Raw genomic sequence first — 17431 nt, 5'->3', positions numbered from 1 at the left:
CGTTGCTTTCCTGCCTAAGGGTCACAGAACGAGACCGACTTCAACCAGGCCCCGCAAGGCGTTCGAGACGAAGACGCGCTGCGCTGCGGCCAGATCCTTGAGGCCCAGCCGCTTTTCGCGGGCGAGACCCTGCTCGATCAACTCCTCGCGCATCACTCCGGGCAGCAGCCCGGAGCTGAGCGGGGGCGTCAGCAGCTGACCGTCCTTTTCCAGATAGACGTTGCTGCGCGCCCCTTCACAGAGCTCGCCCTCTTCGTTCAGGAACAGCACGTCGAAGTGGCCTGCTTCGACGGCGTGGGCCAGTTCGCTGTCATAGAGCGCCCGGGCGCTGGTCTTGTGGCCCAGCAGCCAGCGCGGGGTGCTCAGGATGCGCCGGGAGAGCGTCACTTTGGGGGCGGGAGGAAGGGGCGGCAGGGCGGACCCCGAGACTTTGAGCTGGCCCCTGGTGTCGAGCGAGAGCCTGACCCGGCGCGGCAGACCCTGGCAGTGTTCGGCTTCGCTCTGTAGCATTTCGCGGGCGGCGTCCTCTGCGAAGGGGAAACCCAGCTCATCTGCGGAGCGGGCCAGGCGGCGAAGATGGCGATCGAGGCGCGGATAGTCGCCCTGGGCGTTCCGGAGCAGAGTCTCGAACAGTTCGAAGCCCGGGCCCAGCTCGCTCAGAAAGCGCCCCTTGGTCAGGCACTCCGCGTATTCGCTGGCGGCGAGCGAATCGGCGACGATTCCGCCCCCCAGACCCATTGTGAAGTCGCCCGAAGATCCGATCTCCAGAGTCCGGATCGGCACGTTGAAGCAGAAATCGCCACCCGGCGCGATCCAGCCCAGAGCGCCACAGTAGAGGCCGCGCGCCGCGGGTTCGAGTTCGCGGATCAGTTCCATCGCGCGGATCTTCGGCGCCCCGGTGATCGAACCGCAAGGGAAGAGCGCCGCGAAGATCTCGGCGAGACTCGCCGTGCAGGGGGAAGCGGTGATCGTCGAGGTCATCTGGTGCAGGCTCGCATAGTCTTCGATCCGGAAGAGTTCCTCGACGCGAACGCCGCCGGGCGGGCAGAGCCTGGCCATGTCGTTGCGCAGCAGATCGACGATCATCAGGTTCTCGGCGCGGTCTTTCTCCGACGCCCGCAGCGTTTCGGCCTGGCCCAGCGGCGCCGTGCCCTTCATCGGCCGCGAGCGCAGACACTGCCCTTTGCGTTCAACGAAGAGTTCGGGTGAGCGCGACAGCAGCGCTCCGCGTGCGTGGCGGATCAGCGCGCCATAGCGCACGGGTTGAGCCTGCCTCAGGCGCGCATAGAGCGCGAGCGGGTCGCCGTAGGCGTGTCCGCTCAGCGGGAAGGTGTAGTTGATCTGGTAGCACTCGCCGGCCTCGATCTGCGCCTGGATCGCCGCGATGCCGCGCGCGTGCTCGGCCTCGCTCAGCGACGCTTTGAGATCGGTGACGCCGCTGGTCCGCTCGGACGAGGAGAGCAGGGCTTGCGCGCCGGCGAGCGTGGCCTCGAACGCGTGAGCGTCCAGGTGTTCGCCGCGCCGCCAGACCCAGGCTTCGAGCAGAGGCCGGTCGTGCGCCGGCATCAGACTGTGCAGTCTGGGGGAGAGCGCATAGCCGAGCTCATAGCTCGCGGCGAGCGCGATCCACTGTCCTTGCCCCGCGAGCCTGTCGATTTCGGCGAGCAGGCCGGGGACTTCCTCGGAAGTCCAGGCGCACAGTGTGCGCTCGAGATCGAACAGGAGCCGGGCTCCGCCTCCGCTTTGGTTGTCCTCGAACAGCGCGCAGGGCCGCTTCGCCGAGAGCCACTCCGGGAGGCCAGGTTCAGCGGATTGAAAGCTCGTTTCGAAGGCTGGGCTCATTGTCGGGACGATGCTCGAAGAGGGGCAAAGCCCACAGGAAGCGTTCGTCGAATCCTAATGGCCGGGAGGCGGAGCGGACAATCCGTGTTGCGAAAACGCACCACCCGTCAGTAGCAGTGCTCGGGAGCCGGGAAGCTCTGGTTGCGGACCGCCTCGACATAGGCGGTGACCGCCGCCTCGATGCTGGGCGCGCCTTCCATGAAGTTGCGCACGAAGCGCGCGGTGCGCCCCGGATAGATGCCCAGCATGTCGTGCAGCACCAGAACCTGGCCGTCGGTGTCCTTGCCGGCGCCAATGCCTATCGTGGCCATCCGGGTCAGCGAGCGGGTCACTTCGGTGGCCAGATCCGCCGGGACCATCTCCAGCGTCAGCAGCGATGCGCCCGCGTCCTCGAGCGCTCGCGCATCTTCGAAGAGCCGGCGTGCCGACTCATCGGTCTTGCCCTGGATGCGGTAGCCGCCGAGCTGGTGCACCGACTGCGGCGTCAGACCGATGTGCGCACAGACCGGCACGCCCCGTTCGACGAGGAAGCGAACCGTCTCGGCCATGTAAGCGCCGCCTTCGAGCTTGACCATCTGTGCTCCGGCCGCCATCAGGCTCGCCGCGTTGCGCATCGCCTGCGCGGGGCTTTCCTGGTAGCTGCCGAAGGACATGTCGGCAACGATCATCGGGCGCGAGCAGCCGCGAGCGACACAGGCCGTGTGGTACGCCATCTGTTCTATCGTCACCGGAAGCGTGCTGCTGTGGCCCTGGATCGTGTTGCCGAGCGAATCGCCGATCAGCAGCATGTCTACGCCGCAGCGTTCGAGCAGCGCTGCGAAGCTGGCGTCGTAGCAGGTCAGCATTGCGATCTTGCGGCCTTCGGCGCGCATCTTCGCGAGTTCGTGAAGCGTCACCGGACGCTCGTTGGCGAGATAGGGCATGGGTTCTCCTGGTTGGCAGGCGCGAACTTGTGGCGCGCGCCTGAGCAGGGAATCATTCGGCGTATCCGAAGAATTCCCGGTAACTGCGCATGTTCTTCAGGCGCTCGATCAAGAGTTCGAAATCGTCGTCGTGCTCGATCGGGTTCAGCGCCGCGGCATTGACGATGAACAGCGGTGCGTTGTCGTACTGGTGAAAGAAGCTCGCGTAGCGTTCGGAGACGCTGGCGAGGTAGTCCTCGGTGATGTTGCGTTCGGCCCCCATGCCGCGCTTGCGCACGCGGTCCATCAGCACTTCGGGCGTGGCCTGAAGATAGATCACGAGGTCAGGTTTGGGAAACTGCGGGCTCAGTGTCTGGTAGAGCCTCTGGTACAGCCTCTCCTCGTCGCCGGAGAGGGTCAGGCCGGCGAAGAGCGGATCCTTCTCGATCAGGAAATCGGAGACGACCCGTCGTTCGCTGGCGCGGGCGAGGAACTGGCTGAGCAAGTCGTAGCGCTGGTACAGGAAGGAGACCTGGGTCGCCAGAGCCCAGCGATCCATGTTTTCGTAGAAGCGGCCCAGGAAGGGGTTGATCTCGGGATGTTCGAGCATCAGATCGGCTTCGAGCCGTTCCGCGAGACGCGTCGCGAAACTGGTCTTGCCCGCTCCGATCGGACCTTCAACGACGATATGGCGCGCTTTGTCGAGCATCTTCTGTCCTGTTCCTGTGAATCGTCTTCGGGCTCAGATGAGCCGTTCAATGCGTTGATCGGCGACCGCGAGGCACAGCTCGGCGACGCGCGCCCGCCCCGGAATCATCAGGTCGGGATCGAGTTCCGCGAGCGGAGCGAGCACGAATGCGCGCTCGGCAAGACGCGGATGGGGAAGGATCAGCTCGGCGGTATCGAGGCAGGCCTCGCCGTAGAGCAGCAGGTCCAGATCCAGCGTGCGCGGTGCGTTGCGGTACAGGCGCTCGCGGCCAAAGGCCTGCTCGATCGCCTGCAAGGCGTGGAGCAGCGCGAGCGGCTCCAGTGTCGTCATGATCTGCGCGACCGCATTGATATAGTCCGGCTGTCCGGGCGCATCGACCGGCGCGGTCCGGTAGAGCGAGGATCGCGCGACGAGACGGCTCTGCGGCAGGCGGGCGAGGGATTCGAAGGCGCGCAACAGCGTCGCTTGCGCATCGCCCAGATTGGCGCCCAGCGCGACCCAGGCGCGGGTCGGGGAGTCGAACATGCTCACTCGCCGGCGCCAACCGGTCTGCGACGGCGGCGACGGCGGCGACGCTCCGGACTCGTGTCGGGGATCAGCATTTCGCTGCGCACATCGGGATTGGACGCCGCGAAAGATTCCCACCAGTCGGCCAGTTCGACCGGCAGCTCGCCGCTCGCGGCGCGCAGGCGCAGGAAATCGTAGCCGGCGCGATAGCGCGGCTGCTCCAACAGGCGCATCGGTGCCTTGCCGGCGCGGCGCTCGAAGCGCGGCTGCAGAGCCCAGATCTCCTTGATGTCGGCCGAGATCTTGCGCGTGATCGCGAGCTTTTCGGCCTGCAGATCCAGCACTTCGTTCATCGCGTCAAACAGCGCGGGCTGGGAAGGCTCTCCGCGGGCCTTGCGGGCGCTCCAGTTCGACAGCGCTTCGTGCCAGAGCAGCGTTGCGAACAGAAACCCGGGCGAGATGGGCTTGCCGGCGCGCACGCGCTGGTCGGTGTTCTCGAGCGCGAGCCAGATGAAGCGCTCGCCGATCGGATGCTTCAGGACCACGTCGAGCAGCGGGAGCAGGCCCGCATGCAGCCCTTCTTCGCGCAGTTGTTTGAGGCAGGCGACCGAGCTGCCGCTGGTCAGGAGTTTCAACATCTCGTCGAACAGCCGGGCCGGCGGCACGTTTTCGAGCAGCTCGGCGAGCTCCCGGATCGGCGTGCGGGCGGCCGGATCGATGACGAGGCCCAGCTTCGCGGCGAGGCGCACCGCGCGCAGCATCCGGACCGGATCCTCGCGGTAACGCACCAGCGGGTCGCCGATCATCCTGAGCGTCTTCTGCTTGAGGTCGGCGACGCCATGATGGTAGTCGATGACCGTCTCGGTGCCCGGGTCGTAGTACAGCGCATTGACCGTGAAGTCGCGCCGCGTCGCGTCCTCGGCCTGGGATCCCCAAGTGTTGTCGGCGAGGATCCGGCCGTGTTCGTCGGTCTGCGAGTCGTCGCTGGCCAGAGCCCGGAAGGTCGAGACCTCTATCGTCTCGGCTCCGCTCATCACGTGGACGATGCGAAAGCGCCGGCCGATGATCCGCGAACGGCGGAAGAGCTCGCGAACCCGCTCGGGCGTCGCATCGGTCGCGACGTCGAAGTCCTTGGGCGGAAAGCCGGCGATCAGGTCGCGAACCGCGCCGCCGACGACATAAGCCTTATGCCCGTTTTCCTGCAGGACGTGACAGACGCGCCGGGCCGCGGGCGAGATGCCGTCGCGGGAGATTCCGTGCTGTTGGGCCGGGATGACGGCCGGCTCCTTGCCATGCTGATCCTGGCGGGCATCGCGGAAGAACACGCGACGCAGCAATTTGCGAATCATGGAAATCGGGGTCGGTTGAGCAAAAGGGAAATTATAACCCGCCAGGCCCGTCCGCCAGAGGGGCGGTTTCGCGCAGCCTCAGGACGGGCCAGCCGGCCTGTTGGGCATGGCGGAGCAGGACGGGGTCGGGGTCGATGGCGACCGGATCGCTGACGCGGGTCAGGAGCGGCAGATCGTTGTGCGAATCGCTGTAGAACCAGCTTCGTGCAAAGCTGCCCCAGTGCAGGCCCTGAGACTCGAGCCAGTGCTCGACCCGCTCGATCTTGCCGGCCTGGAAAGCCGGAGTGCCGCGCGGGGCGCCGGTGAAATTGCCGTCGCGCTGCTCAGGCGTCGTCGCAACCATGTGCGGGATGCCGAACTTGCGGACGATGGGGCCGGTCACGAAGGCGTTGGTCGCGGTGACGACGGCGCACAGATCGCCCGCTTCGCGGTGGCGGTCGACGAGTGCCTGGGCGGCCGGCAGCCACATCCCGGCGATCTTCTCGCGCATGAACAGCGCGTGCAGCGCGTCAAGCTCGGCGCGCGGGCGGCTGGCCAGAGGCGCGAGCGCGAACGCGAGGAATTCGAAGATGTTGAGCGTGCCGGCCTTGTACTGCTCGTGGAAGGCGGCGTTGCGTGCCTCGTATTCGGCGCGGTCGACGAGACCGTGCTCGACGATGAACTGACCCCATTCGTAATCGCTGTCTCCGGCGATCAGCGTGTTGTCGAGGTCGAAAAGGGCCAGGTTCATGCGGTCTCCGTCGGGAAGAGGGACTCCTGCGCGATCTCGCGCAACAGTGGAAGGCTGGGGGAGCGGCGGCGGGCAAGCGAGATCGTGTCCAGCGTGTCGATCGCGTCGAGCAGCGAAGGCAGATCCCTGCGGCCGTGCTCCAGCAGCCAGGTGATCAGCTCGGGCTCCAGCATCAGGCCGAGGGAGAGCGCGTAGAGCGCCAGGGTCTCGGCCTTGTGGCCGTCGTCGAGCGGCTGGAGTTCGAAGATCAGGCATTGGCCGATCCGGGTCCGCACGTCCTCGCGCAGGCGCAGCGCCGAGGGGGGGGCATCCCCCGCCATCAACAGCGCGCAGCGCTTCGCCGGCGCGCGGATGTAGGCGCGGAACAGGGCGGCCTGGCCGGCCGCGTCGAGGTTCTGGACGTCATCGACGCAGAGCAGACCGTTCTCGGGTAGATCGAAATCGCCGTCGTCCGTGACCGTCTTCGCCTCGGCGACTTGGTGGCCGCCCGCCCGGGTCTCCGCGGCGGCGGCCGTCAGCAGGTGGGTCTTGCCGCTGCCCGTCTCGCCCCACAGATAGACAGCCGCGGGCTGTCCGAAGCGCGAGAGCATGCGGACGGTGTCGAGCGCCTCGCGATTTTCGCCGACAGCGAAATTGTCGAAGTGAGGCGCGCGTTCGGGGCGAATATCCAGGGTGAGTTGTCTCACGGACGAAGGGTGCCAGGGGTGTGAATGGGCAAGCCCGCCACTGTATCGGTGCGGCGGGGGCGATTCAAGCCATCTTTGCGGCTCTGGGATACGATCGCATTTTATCCCGAGGAACTGAAATGGTTCGTGGCTGCGAAAAAGAACTCGACGCCGTAGCCTCTTTGCTGGCCAGCGCGAAGCGCGTTCTCTTCATCACCGGAGCGGGAATCTCCGCGGATTCGGGCCTGCCGACCTATCGCGGAATCAACGGTCTCTACAACGATCAGGCGACCGAAGAGGGGGTCGAGATCGAAGAGGCGCTCTCCGGCGACATGCTCGAGACCCGCCCCGAGATCACCTGGAAATACCTCGCCCAGATCGAGGCGGCTTGCCTCGGTGCCCAACCGAATTTCGCTCATCAGGCGCTGGCCCGGATCGAGCGGGAGAAACCCGGCTCGCTGGTGCTGACCCAGAACATCGACGGCCTGCATCACGCGGCGGGAAGCCGGAACCTGATCGAGATCCACGGCAGCCTGCGCCGCCTGCACTGCACGCGCTGCGCGTACCGGGAAGATGCGGCGGTCTGGGAGGGGCGCGCGCTGCCGCCGCTTTGCCCTGCCTGTCAGGGCCCGCTGCGCCCGGATGTCGTGCTGTTCGGCGAGATGCTCGGCATGGAGAACCTGAGACGGCTCCAGCTGGCCTTGCAGCAGGGCTTTGACATGGTCTTCAGCGTCGGGACGAGCAGCGTCTTTCCCTATATCGTCGAGCCGGTGGCCTGGGCGATACGCAATGCGATTCCGAGCGTCGAGATCAATCCGCTGGACACCCAGATCAGCGAGCACGTCCGTTTCCGGCTGCCGCTGGGCGCCGCGGAGGCGATGCAAGCGCTGATGGCGCGCGCCGGCTTATAAAAAAACAGGCCGGCGCCTGGGGGCGTCGGCCTGTTGTGCGAAGGCTTGGGCTCAGGCGCGCAGGTGCAGCTCTTCGGCGGAGAAGCTCAGCGCCAGCGGTTCGATGACGACTTGCTTGGCGCCCGCTTCGACGCGGCCGGCGACCCAAGCGGGCACACCCGCTTCGCGCGCGATCCGGGCGCATTCCTCGGCCTGGTCGGCGGCGACGAAGAGCGCAAAGCCCGCGCCCATGTTGAGGCTGCCGTAGGCTTCGCGGTCGTCGATGCCGGCATGCTGCTGGATGAAGGAGAGCACGGGCGGCACGTCGGGCAGCGTGTGGATACGGTAGGTGAAGCTCGCCGGATGGCGCATGATCTTGCGCCAGCCGTGGCCGGTGATGTTCGCGCTGTAGTGCGGAACGATGCCGGCCGCGAACAGCGCTTCGGTGACCGGAACGTAGAGCGTGGTCGGGTCGAGCAGCGCTTCGCCATAGGTCCGGCCGTCGCTGATCCGGGTCGCATAGCCTTCGGGCAGGCGCTCGACGAGCTTGCGGGCGAGGCTGACTCCGTTGGCGTGGATGCCGCTCGCGGCGAGCAGCACGATCGCGTCCCCTGCGGCGAGCTTGTCGCCGAGGGTCAGGCGATCGCGCGACGGGATCACGCCGACCGACGAGGCGGCCAGGTCGATCCGGCCTTCCTCGACGACTCCGGCCAGCGCCGGAGTTTCGCCGCCGCCCCAGCTGACCTTGCAGACGTCGCAGGCCTTTTGCCAGCCGCTCACGAGGTCGCGCATCCGCTCTTCGTCGGCGAACCAGCCGCTGCCGCCCGCCGACCAGTAGGCGTGAACGGAAAGGGGGGTTGCGCCGACCGTGATCAGGTCATTGACCGCCATCGCGATCGTGTCCTGGGCGATGCTGTCGTAATGGGTGCGGCCGCTGATCGCGCGCACCGCGTCGGCGACCAGTGCTTTCGTGCCCAGGCATTCGGTGATCGAGGCGATCAGCGTGCCGCCCAGATCCATCACATAGGCTGATTCGCCGCGCGAGGCGGGAATCTCGCTGACTCCGTGCCCGGCCAGGTTGTGCTGGGTTGCGCTGGCGGCCTTTTGGGCGAGGATCTTGAGCGGGTCGATTTTGTCGTAGTCGACGCCAGCGGCGGAGTAGTCGAGAGGGGTTTGGGTCATGACGGATCCTGAGCGAACGAGTCGGCGATTTTATCGCGGCTCGGCGGTCTGTGCGCCCCGGCTTCATGCGTCCAGGGGGAGAGGGGATTACACCTTGACCAAAACAGCATCAACCGTGAAAATCGCAATTCCGCCGGCCTGAAAAAACAAAAGGCCTTCATGCGAAGGCCTTTTGTCATCTGTTCCTTGGCTCCCCGACCTGGGCTCGAACCAGGGACCTACGGATTAACAGTCCGGCGCTCTACCAACTGAGCTATCGGGGAACAGAAGCCGCCATATTAGTCACTGTTTTTTGCCTTGTCAAGAATTGAATAAAAAAGACTCGCCCGGCTTGGAGTAATATGCCACTGTATTCGGGTTGCCCGGACGGGCTTTCGACTTGAGCAGGAGGATTAATTGGATCGATTCACGGTGTTCTGTCGAACCGGGGCGGGCGACAAAGCGATTGCTGACGAGCGGGGCGGGCAGGACAAGCTCACTCGGGCATTGCTCGAAGCCATCGACGGTTTTTCGACGGTCGGCGAGATCTCGTCCCGGATTGGCGATGCGCGCTCGGTTCCCAAGGCGCTCGAGGCGCTCGAGGCGGGGGGAATGATCGAAACCCTGGACGCGCGGATGGCGCGCGTCGCGGGTCAGGAATCGCGCTGGGTCAGCGCCAGTGGCGGGCTTTCGGTGGGCGGCAAACCCGCCTCACCGCCGTCCGAGTTTGGCGAGCCGCGCACCGAAATGCACTCGGAGATTCACACTGAGCCGCACGCCGAGCCGCACATCGAATCGTCCTCCGGGGAAGCCTCGTTGCACCCGAAAACGGATTCGTCCCGCTTCAAGGTCGCCTCGGGCTCGCGAGCTTCGGTCTTCGACCGCTTCCGGGCGTTCCTGGGCAATTTCGGCCACGATCTGCTGGCGGCAAAAGGCTCGCATGCGCGCAAGATCCGCCGCGCCGTGCTGATCACGGTCAGCCTGGGCGTTCTGGTCGTCGCGGCTTTCTCCTCGGTCGTTCTGGTTCAACAGTTCAGCACTCTGCGCGCGCGGGTCGAGCAGGGCGCGGCGAGCTGGACCGGTGAGCCGGTCAAGATCGGCTCGGCCGGAATCGGCTTTCACCCGTGGCCGGCTTTTGTGCTCAAGGACATCAAGCTGGGCGAGGGCGGCGCGAGCCGGGTCGGTTCGGCCTGGGGCTATCCGGACTGGATCGACTGGGCGTTGGGTAGGCCTCTGCGTTTGTCCGTCACGTTTGCGGATGCGCAGATCGAATCCTCGCTTCTGCTGCGGCTCGCGACGCTGACGACGCCGCAGGCCACATGGCGGCTCAAGTCGCTGGAAGTCAGGAATACCGCTCTTCACGTCGGACAGCTTTCGATCGGCGCGCTGGAGGGGCGGCTTGGCTTCGACGATCTGGGCGTCTGGACCGAGGGTCGTTTGCTGGCGCCGAACGGCGCCGTTCTGGAAACCCAGGTTCAGGACGGCCGGGTGCAGTTCACCGCGCGAGCGGCGAGCTGGAAGCTCGGTGAATCCACGCTGGAGAATCCGCTGCTCACCGGCGAGCTGAACGGCTCCGGATTCAAGGGGGCGCAGTTCGGCGCCAACTGGCTGTCCGGCGCGATCAAAGGGGATGTCGATCTCGACCTCTCCGGGCCTTTCCGGCTCGACGGGCGTTTGAAAATTTCCAGCGTTTCGGTCGATAGCCTTGCCGCGCTGGGTGGTTTTTCCGGAGTCCTGGAAGGGCGATTGTCCGGGCCCGTCACGGTCGAGGCCAAGACCCAGAACGCGAGCCAGCTCCTCGATGCGCTGCGCTGGACCGGTAGCTATTCGATCGCCGATGGCGCGCTGACCCGGATCGATCTGCTCGAAGCGATGAGGCGGGGAGGGGCGGCTCCGATCGCGGGTGGTGTCACGCGCTTCTCGAAGATGGAAGGCGACTATGCCTTCGAGGTGGGCAAGCCTTTTCGGTTCGGGATTCGCCGTTTGGATTCCGGGGCGCTGATGGCCTCGGGGCGCTTCACGATTACCCGCGACGGCAAGATCCAGGGAGGCGTGCGCGCCGATCTGCACACCGCGGTCGAGCGCTTTGCACGGAACTTTTCGGTCGAAGGCGAACCCGCCTCGCCCAGGCTCAAGGCCGGCGGCGAGTGAGTCAAAAGAAAAGCCTTTCCTGTTTGCACAGGAAAGGCTTGCGCGGCGGCAGCCGTGAAGGGCTCAGTCGCCGAAGAAGGTGCGGACCTTGTCCATCCAGCCCTTTGCGCGCGGCGTCTGTCCGGCCGGATCGCGCTGGGCCAGTTCCTCGAACTCGCGCAGCAGCTCCTTCTGGCGTTCGGACAGATTGACCGGAGTCTCGACAACGACGTGGCACAGCAGGTCGCCCGGGTGGCCGGAGCGGACATTGCGAATGCCCTTGCCGCGCAGCCGGAACACCTTCCCCGACTGAGTCTCGGTCGGAATCTTCAGACTGGCCGCGCCGTCCAGAGTCGGGATCTCGATTTCGCCGCCCAGCGCCGCGGTTGCGAAGCCGATCGGCATCTCGCAGTGCAGATCGTCGTGATCGCGCTGGAACACCGAGTGTTCGCGGACGTGGATCTCGACGTAGAGATCGCCCGACGGGCCTCCGTTGACGCCGGGTTCGCCGTAGCCGGCGTGGCGCAGGCGCATTCCGTCGTCGATGCCGGCGGGGATCTTCACTTCCAGCGTCTTCTGCTTCTTGACCCGGCCCGACCCGTGGCAGCTGGGGCAGGGGTCCGGGATGATGCGGCCCGAGCCGTGGCATTTCGGGCAGGTCTGCTGGATCGAGAAGAAGCCTTGCTGCATCCTGACCTGGCCGGCCCCGCCGCAGGTCGGGCAGGTCTTGGCCTGGGTGCCGGGTTTCGCGCCCGAGCCCTTGCAGGGTTCGCACTCTTCCATCAGCGGAATGCGGATCGTCTTCTCGGCGCCGCGGGCCGCCTCTTCGAGCGAAATCTCGAGGTTGTAGCGCAGATCCGCGCCGCGATAGACGTTGGAGCGGGCATTGCCCGCGCCGCGGGCGCCGCCGAAGATTTCGTCGAAGATGCCGCCGAAGGCATCGCCGAAGCCGTCGAAACCGGCTCCGCCGCCAAAGCCGGCACCGCCCGCCGCCGACGGATCGACGCCGGCGTGACCGTAACGGTCATAGGCGGCACGCTTGTTGCCGTCCGAGAGAATCTCGTAGGCTTCCTTCGCTTCCTTGAATTTCTCCTCGGCGCTCTTGTCGTTCGGATTGCGGTCCGGGTGGTGCTTCATGGCCAGCTTGCGGTAGGCCTTTTTGATTTCGTCGTCCGAAGCCTCGCGGTTGATCCCGAGAACCTCGTAGTAGTCGCGTTTTGCCATCTTCTGAATCCGTCGCTTGAGCGGGCGTGTGCCCCCGATAGCGCAAAGGCCAGGCGGGGACGCGTTGCGCTCCCGCCTGGCCGTGTTTCGGCCGTGAGCTGCGCCGCTCTTACTTCTTGTCCTTCACTTCGGTGAACTCGGCATCGACGACGTTATCGTCGGCGCTCTTCGCCTCGCTCGTCGAAGCACCCGGCTGAGCCTGGGCCTCGCCTTGCGGTTGCTGGGCATACACCTTCTCGCCGAGCGTCTGGCTGGCCAGGGCCAGTGCCTGGGCCTTCGCGTCGATCGCTTCCTTGTCGGTGCCCTTGATCACTTCCTCGGCGTCCTTGATCGCGGCTTCGATCTTGGCCTTCTCCTCGGCCGAGACCTTGTCACCGTGTTCCTGGATCGCCTTCTTCGCGGTGTGGATCAACGCATCGCACTGGTTGCGCGCGTCGACCAGTTCGCGGGTCTTGCGGTCGTCATCGGCGTGCGCCTCGGCGTCCTTGACCATCTTCTGCACTTCGTCGTCGGACAGGCCCGAGTTCGCCTTGATCGTGATCGTGGCTTCCTTGCCGGTCGCCTTGTCCTTGGCCGAGACGTGCAGGATGCCGTTCGCGTCGATGTCGAAAGTGACTTCGATCTGCGGCATGCCGCGCGGAGCCGGCGGGATGTCGGCCAGGTTGAACTGACCCAGGCTCTTGTTGGCGCTGGCGATCTCGCGCTCGCCTTGCAGAACGTGGATGGTCACCGCGGTCTGGTTGTCGTCGGCGGTCGAGAAGACCTGCTGGGCCTTGGTCGGGATCGTCGTGTTGCGCTTGATCAGCGGAGTCAGCACGCCGCCCAGCGTTTCGATGCCGAGGGACAGCGGAGTCACGTCGAGCAGCAGCACATCCTTGACTTCGCCTTGCAGCACGCCGCCCTGGATCGCGGCGCCGACGGCGACCGCTTCGTCCGGGTTCACGTCCTTGCGCGGTTCCCGGCCGAAGAATTCGCGGACCTTGTCCTGAACCTTGGGCATCCGGGTCATGCCGCCGACCAGGATCACATCGTCGATGTCGGTGACCTTGAGGCCGGCATCCTTGATCGCCTTGCGGCAGGGTTCGATCGTCGCGTCGACCAGCTCTTCGACCAGCGATTCGAACTTCGCGCGGGTGATCTTCATCGTCAGGTGGGCGGGGGCGCCGTTGGCCATCGTGATGTAGGGTTCGTTCAGTTCGGTCTGCTGCGACGAGGACAGCTCGATCTTCGCGCGCTCGGCGGCGGCCTTGATCCGCTGCAGCGCGATCGAGTCCTTGGACAGGTCGATGCCGTTGATCTTCTTGAACTCTTCGACGATGTAGTCGATCAGGCGCTGGTCGAAGTCCTCGCCGCCGAGGAAGGTGTCACCGTTGGTGGCCAGCACTTCGAACTGCTTGTCGCCATCGACGTCGGCGATCTCGATGATCGAGATGTCGAAGGTGCCGCCGCCCAGGTCGAAGACCGCGATCTTCTGATCCTTGGCCGCTGCCTTGTCCATGCCGAAGGCCAGAGCCGCGGCGGTCGGTTCGTTGATGATGCGCTTGACTTCGAGGCCGGCGATGCGGCCGGCGTCCTTGGTGGCCTGGCGCTGGCTGTCGTTGAAGTAGGCCGGCACCGTGATCACCGCTTCGGTGACTTCCTCGCCGAGGTAGTCTTCGGCGGTCTTCTTCATCTTGCGCAGCACTTCGGCGGAGATCTGCGGCGGCGCCATCTTCTTGCCGCGCACGTCGACCCACGCGTCGCCGTTGTCGGCCTTGGTGATCTCGAAAGGCATCAGGTTGATGTCCTTCTGCACTTCCTTCTCTTCGAAGCGGCGGCCGATCAGGCGCTTGACCGCATAGAGCGTGTTCTTGGCGTTGGTCACGGCCTGACGCTTGGCCGGAGCCCCGCACAGCACTTCACCGTCTTCCATGTAAGCGACGATGGACGGCGTCGTGCGCGCGCCTTCGGAGTTTTCGATGACCTTGGGAGTGCCGCTTTCCATGATTGCGACGCAGCTGTTCGTGGTACCGAGGTCAATGCCGATGATCTTTGCCATGTTGGCTCCTTTGAATTGTTTCAAAAACCTGTGCCGCAGGTGGGGGCATGGCCCCCGGCTTTCAAGCCCCTGCGTGAATCAAGCGTCTTTGCCTTGCGAGACGGCGACCAGCGCCGGCCGGATGACCCGGCCTTCGAGCGCATAACCCTTCTGGAAAACCTGGACGACGGTATTGGCGGGCAGATCCGACGGGACCATGCTCATCGCCTGGTGTTGATGCGGGTCGAATTTCTGGCCGTCGGGATTGATCTCGACGAGGCTGGATTTTTCGAACGCACGGCTCAGATTGCGCAGCGTCAGCTCGACGCCTTCGCGGATCGATTCGAGCGTCGGCTCGGGGACGGCCAGAGTCTGTTCGAGGCTGTCGCGAACCGACAGCAGTTCGTTCGCAAACTTCTCGATCGCGAACTTGCCCGCCTTGATCACGTCTTCGGCGGCGCGGCGGCGGATGTTCTCGGTCTCGGCCTTCGCACGCAGCCAGGCGTCGTGGTGTTCTGCGGCCAGAAGCTGGGCCTGTTGAAGCTGCTCTTCCAGGCTCGGCGCCGCATCGGTCTCGGTCGTGTCCGCTGCGAGCGTCTCCGCTTCGGGGGAGGCTTCCGCTTCCTGGGACTGCTGGGCCTCTTCCGGCGCGGGGTTCTGGTTTTCCTGCATGTTGTTTGCTCCCTGTGACGACAGTTCTGCCCAGCATCTGGGGGGGGTGTCGGTTTTTTCAAGTGCGACTTTGGGCGCGGCGCGCTCGGCGCTACACTCTCGGAATGTGATGAGGAGGGTTCATGGCTGTCCAGCCCGAGCGCGTCGGCAAATATCGGATCATCCGGGAGATCGGCCGGGGGGCGACTGCGACCGTCTATCTTGCCGAGAATCCGTTCTATCCCGAGCCCGTTGCACTCAAATACATCTCGTTCAAGGACAAGGCCAAGGACGAGGCCAAGTGGAACCGCCGCCTGCTCAAGCTGCTGCGTGCCGAGCAGGCCGTCGCCGAGCGCCTGAACCATCCGAACATCATCAGGATCTTCGAGACCGTGATCGAGGCCGAAGAGGCCTATGTCGTGATGGAGTATTTCGCCGGCGAATCGCTCGAAGCCTATACGTCCTTCGACAAGCTGCTGCCGGTGCATCGGGTCGTCAGTCTGGTCTTCAAATGCTGTCTCGCGCTCGATCACGCGTTCAAGAACGGCATCATCCATCGCGACATCAAGCCCGCGAACATCATGATCGACGACCAGGACAACGTGAAGATCACGGACTTCGGCCTGGCGATGAACATCAGGAAGCAGTCCGACGAGGACTCGACCTTCATCATGGGGGTCGGCTCGCCGGCCTATATGAGCCCGGAGCAGATCAAGGCCTATCCGCTGAACCAGAAGACCGACCTGTATTCGCTGGGCGTCGTGCTCTTCCACCTCTTGACTGGCCGCCTGCCTTTCCGGGCCAAAAATCCTGCCCAGCTGATCTACAAGATCATCAATGCCGATCCGCCCGCGGTCAGCCAGCTCAATCCGGCGATTCCCGAGCAGATGGATGCAATCATCCGCAAGGCGCTCGAAAAGGATCTGTACTCGCGCTACAAGAACGGCACCGAGTTCGCGAAGGATCTCTCGGCGGTGCGCTACAAGATCGTCGGTGAGCACGATCAGGAAGCCGACAACTCGCACTACGGGCAGCTGCGCCGCTTGCCTTTCTTCACCGAATTCGACGACGTCGAGGTCTGGGAGGCGCTGCGCATCTCGCAGTGGCGGCGCGTCGATGCGATGAATGCGCTGATCCGGGAAGGCAGCTCCGATGCGCGCTTCGCGATCCTGATCGAAGGTCAGGTCGAGTTCTCGATCGGCGGGCGCAGCCTCGGCCAGTTCGGCCCCGGGGAAGTGTTCGGCGAGGGTGCTTTCCTCGACGAGCGGGACAAGCGCCAGCCGCTGACCGTCGTTTCGATCACGCCGGTCAGCTATCTGGAGATCAACCCGTCGGCTCTGGCGCTCTCGTCCGAGGAATGCCTGGAACACTTCCGCACGCGTCTGACTGGCATCGCGGTCCAGCGCCTGACCGCCGCCCAGCGCGAGCTGTCCGCGCACGGCGCACCGGCGGTCGCCGCCCTGGACGCGACCCAGGTCGGCTTCGAGCTGCAGCTGACCAACGATTAGCCGCCCGCCGGATAGCCCCTCGGATTGACGCAGGCGCCGCGCCGCTTCGCCGGTGTTTCTGGGACGGCGAGGGGGACGGGTCTTCCTATCGGTTCGCGGAACCGCACACTGATCAGTGCATGCCCCTGGAGAACTCTTCAAGGACGAGATGGGGCTGGTAAGGTGCCAACTCGGGGGCTGCGCGGGTCACTTCGACGATGAAGCACTTCGGTGTGGCTTCTGAGGAGGAGAATCTGTTGTAATAGGCTCGATCAAGAACTCTTGTTACATTTCTTCCGGGAACGCTGGACGTGGCTTCGTTGCTTTGATTGGCCCGCGTGTGGAATGTTTCTTTATTGCCAATGCTGGTTTTTGCCATCGGCAGTCTGCAAGATGGCCCGTTGTAAGCGGTGATCTCAAGATCCAGAGGGATGCCTGGGTATTCGTCTTCAAAATTGCGGCGCCCAAACAGGCGCGAGAATTCGTGCCAGTAATCATTCCGTTCTAGGTCTTCGGCCATGAAATCGATAAATAGCCTGTAACGTCCTTTTCCTGTCAATACAACGCTCCAGGCGACCGGGTTCCCGGTCTTCGTGACGTCCAGCGGCATCTCGATGCGCTGCCAGGGAACGTCCGGATAGAGCAATGCGCAGGATCCGGTCAGCAGAGGCAGCAGGATCAGCGCCAGAGCGCTTCGCAGACGAGATAGAGACTTAGGGCGACGGGCATTCATCGCCGGCCCCTGCGTGCGGCTCGGTTGAATTGTTTTCATGAATGGATCTCCGTGCTTGTACCACCACCTGATGCGAGCTTTTCCTGGGCGGGCAGAACCGCCTTGCCTCCCGGCAGCGCGATCATCCCTTCGCTCGCGAGCGTTTCCAGGATCGTCTTGAGCATGTCATCGACGAAAGGGGCATCCACGCGGTGGTTCCTCATGATCCCGACCGCCTGATCTGCTCCCAGAACGAGTTGGAAGCATGATTCACGAAGCTTTCCTCCGGCCTGACCCCAATGCTCTTTTTGTTGCCTTGTTAATTTTTTGAACGGATGATTATTCTGATAATCGATAGACCGAACAACAGTAGACTACCAGCAAATATTGTTAAATAGATGGCGAACTTTCTATTCTGATATGCCACGCTACTATTGAATGAGTGAAATTTATCG

16 protein-coding genes and 1 tRNA gene are annotated in these 17431 nt (G+C 64.5%); 3 read left to right on the top strand and 14 right to left on the bottom strand.

What is annotated here, in order from left to right; translation table 11 throughout:
- Positions 1 to 21: 21 nt before the first annotated feature.
- From pabB to hda, 7 genes are all read right to left on the bottom strand, one after another.
- Complete coding sequence (gene pabB / locus ACHFB9_RS11605; RefSeq protein ID WP_417067286.1) at positions 22 to 1842, bottom strand: aminodeoxychorismate synthase component I; 1821 nt, start codon at positions 1840 to 1842, stop codon at positions 22 to 24.
- A gap of 107 nt (positions 1843 to 1949) precedes the next feature.
- Positions 1950 to 2765 carry a 3-methyl-2-oxobutanoate hydroxymethyltransferase gene (panB, locus tag ACHFB9_RS11600; protein ID WP_417067285.1) on the bottom strand — a complete coding sequence of 272 codons (816 nt, stop codon included), beginning with the start codon at positions 2763 to 2765 and terminating at the stop codon, positions 1950 to 1952.
- A gap of 52 nt (positions 2766 to 2817) precedes the next feature.
- Positions 2818 to 3453 carry a deoxynucleoside kinase gene (locus ACHFB9_RS11595; protein ID WP_417067284.1) on the bottom strand — a complete coding sequence of 212 codons (636 nt, stop codon included), beginning with the start codon at positions 3451 to 3453 and terminating at the stop codon, positions 2818 to 2820.
- 33 nt (positions 3454 to 3486) lie between these two features.
- Entirely contained in the window at positions 3487 to 3978 is a 492-nt protein-coding gene (folK, locus tag ACHFB9_RS11590; RefSeq protein ID WP_417067283.1) for a 2-amino-4-hydroxy-6-hydroxymethyldihydropteridine diphosphokinase, read from the bottom strand.
- A gap of 2 nt (positions 3979 to 3980) precedes the next feature.
- Positions 3981 to 5309, bottom strand: coding sequence for a polynucleotide adenylyltransferase PcnB (gene pcnB / locus ACHFB9_RS11585; protein ID WP_417067282.1), 1329 nt, complete (start codon positions 5307 to 5309; stop codon positions 3981 to 3983).
- Positions 5310 to 5340: 31 nt separating this feature from the next.
- Positions 5341 to 6039 (bottom strand): HAD family hydrolase, encoded by a 699-nt coding sequence (locus ACHFB9_RS11580; protein ID WP_417067280.1) that lies wholly within the window; start codon positions 6037 to 6039, stop codon positions 5341 to 5343.
- Positions 6036 to 6725, bottom strand: a complete 690-nt coding sequence (gene hda / locus ACHFB9_RS11575) for a DnaA regulatory inactivator Hda (protein WP_417067279.1) — start codon at positions 6723 to 6725, stop codon at positions 6036 to 6038. The genes ACHFB9_RS11580 and hda overlap by 4 nt, the downstream gene beginning before the upstream one ends.
- 119 nt (positions 6726 to 6844) lie before the next feature.
- On the opposite strand from hda, the gene ACHFB9_RS11570 reads away from it, so the two are divergent.
- Positions 6845 to 7615 (top strand): SIR2 family NAD-dependent protein deacylase, encoded by a 771-nt coding sequence (locus tag ACHFB9_RS11570; RefSeq protein WP_417067277.1) that lies wholly within the window; start codon positions 6845 to 6847, stop codon positions 7613 to 7615.
- 51 nt (positions 7616 to 7666) lie between these two features.
- Here the strand turns inward: ACHFB9_RS11570 and ACHFB9_RS11565 are convergent, their stop codons facing one another.
- The gene (locus ACHFB9_RS11565) at positions 7667 to 8776 is read right to left on the bottom strand and encodes an AIR synthase-related protein (RefSeq protein ID WP_417067276.1); all 1110 of its coding nucleotides are present in this window, start codon (positions 8774 to 8776) and stop codon (positions 7667 to 7669) included.
- 187 nt (positions 8777 to 8963) lie between these two features.
- Positions 8964 to 9039 (bottom strand) — tRNA-Asn (locus ACHFB9_RS11560).
- A 133-nt stretch (positions 9040 to 9172) separates the two neighbouring features.
- Here ACHFB9_RS11560 and ACHFB9_RS11555 point away from each other — a divergent pair.
- On the top strand, positions 9173 to 10906 hold the full coding sequence (locus tag ACHFB9_RS11555) for a hypothetical protein (protein ID WP_417067275.1): 1734 nt from the start codon (positions 9173 to 9175) through the stop codon (positions 10904 to 10906).
- Positions 10907 to 10969: 63 nt separating this feature from the next.
- Here the strand turns inward: ACHFB9_RS11555 and dnaJ are convergent, their stop codons facing one another.
- The 3 genes from dnaJ to grpE form a co-directional block, all read right to left on the bottom strand.
- Positions 10970 to 12109 (bottom strand): molecular chaperone DnaJ, encoded by a 1140-nt coding sequence (dnaJ, locus tag ACHFB9_RS11550; RefSeq protein WP_417067274.1) that lies wholly within the window; start codon positions 12107 to 12109, stop codon positions 10970 to 10972.
- A gap of 109 nt (positions 12110 to 12218) precedes the next feature.
- The gene (gene dnaK, locus ACHFB9_RS11545) at positions 12219 to 14147 is read right to left on the bottom strand and encodes a molecular chaperone DnaK (protein ID WP_417067273.1); all 1929 of its coding nucleotides are present in this window, start codon (positions 14145 to 14147) and stop codon (positions 12219 to 12221) included.
- Positions 14148 to 14225: 78 nt separating this feature from the next.
- Positions 14226 to 14798 (bottom strand): nucleotide exchange factor GrpE, encoded by a 573-nt coding sequence (gene grpE / locus ACHFB9_RS11540; protein WP_417067272.1) that lies wholly within the window; start codon positions 14796 to 14798, stop codon positions 14226 to 14228.
- A 122-nt stretch (positions 14799 to 14920) separates the two neighbouring features.
- On the opposite strand from grpE, the gene ACHFB9_RS11535 reads away from it, so the two are divergent.
- Complete coding sequence (locus ACHFB9_RS11535) at positions 14921 to 16285, top strand: serine/threonine protein kinase (protein WP_417067271.1); 1365 nt, start codon at positions 14921 to 14923, stop codon at positions 16283 to 16285.
- Positions 16286 to 16397: 112 nt separating this feature from the next.
- On the opposite strand, the gene ACHFB9_RS11530 is transcribed toward ACHFB9_RS11535, so the two are convergent.
- Both ACHFB9_RS11530 and ACHFB9_RS11525 read right to left on the bottom strand, forming a co-directional pair.
- Positions 16398 to 17036, bottom strand: a complete 639-nt coding sequence (locus tag ACHFB9_RS11530) for a hypothetical protein (protein WP_417067270.1) — start codon at positions 17034 to 17036, stop codon at positions 16398 to 16400.
- Complete coding sequence (locus ACHFB9_RS11525) at positions 17033 to 17185, bottom strand: hypothetical protein (protein WP_417067269.1); 153 nt, start codon at positions 17183 to 17185, stop codon at positions 17033 to 17035. Before ACHFB9_RS11525 ends, ACHFB9_RS11530 begins: the two co-directional genes overlap by 4 nt.
- Between the last annotated feature and the right edge of the window lie 246 nt (positions 17186 to 17431).

Source organism: Niveibacterium terrae, assembly GCF_048213115.1.
GTDB lineage: Bacteria > Pseudomonadota > Gammaproteobacteria > Burkholderiales > Rhodocyclaceae > Niveibacterium > Niveibacterium terrae.
The sequence above is the reverse complement of the archived record's forward strand: the minus strand, read 5'-3'. Positions and strand labels throughout refer to the sequence as shown.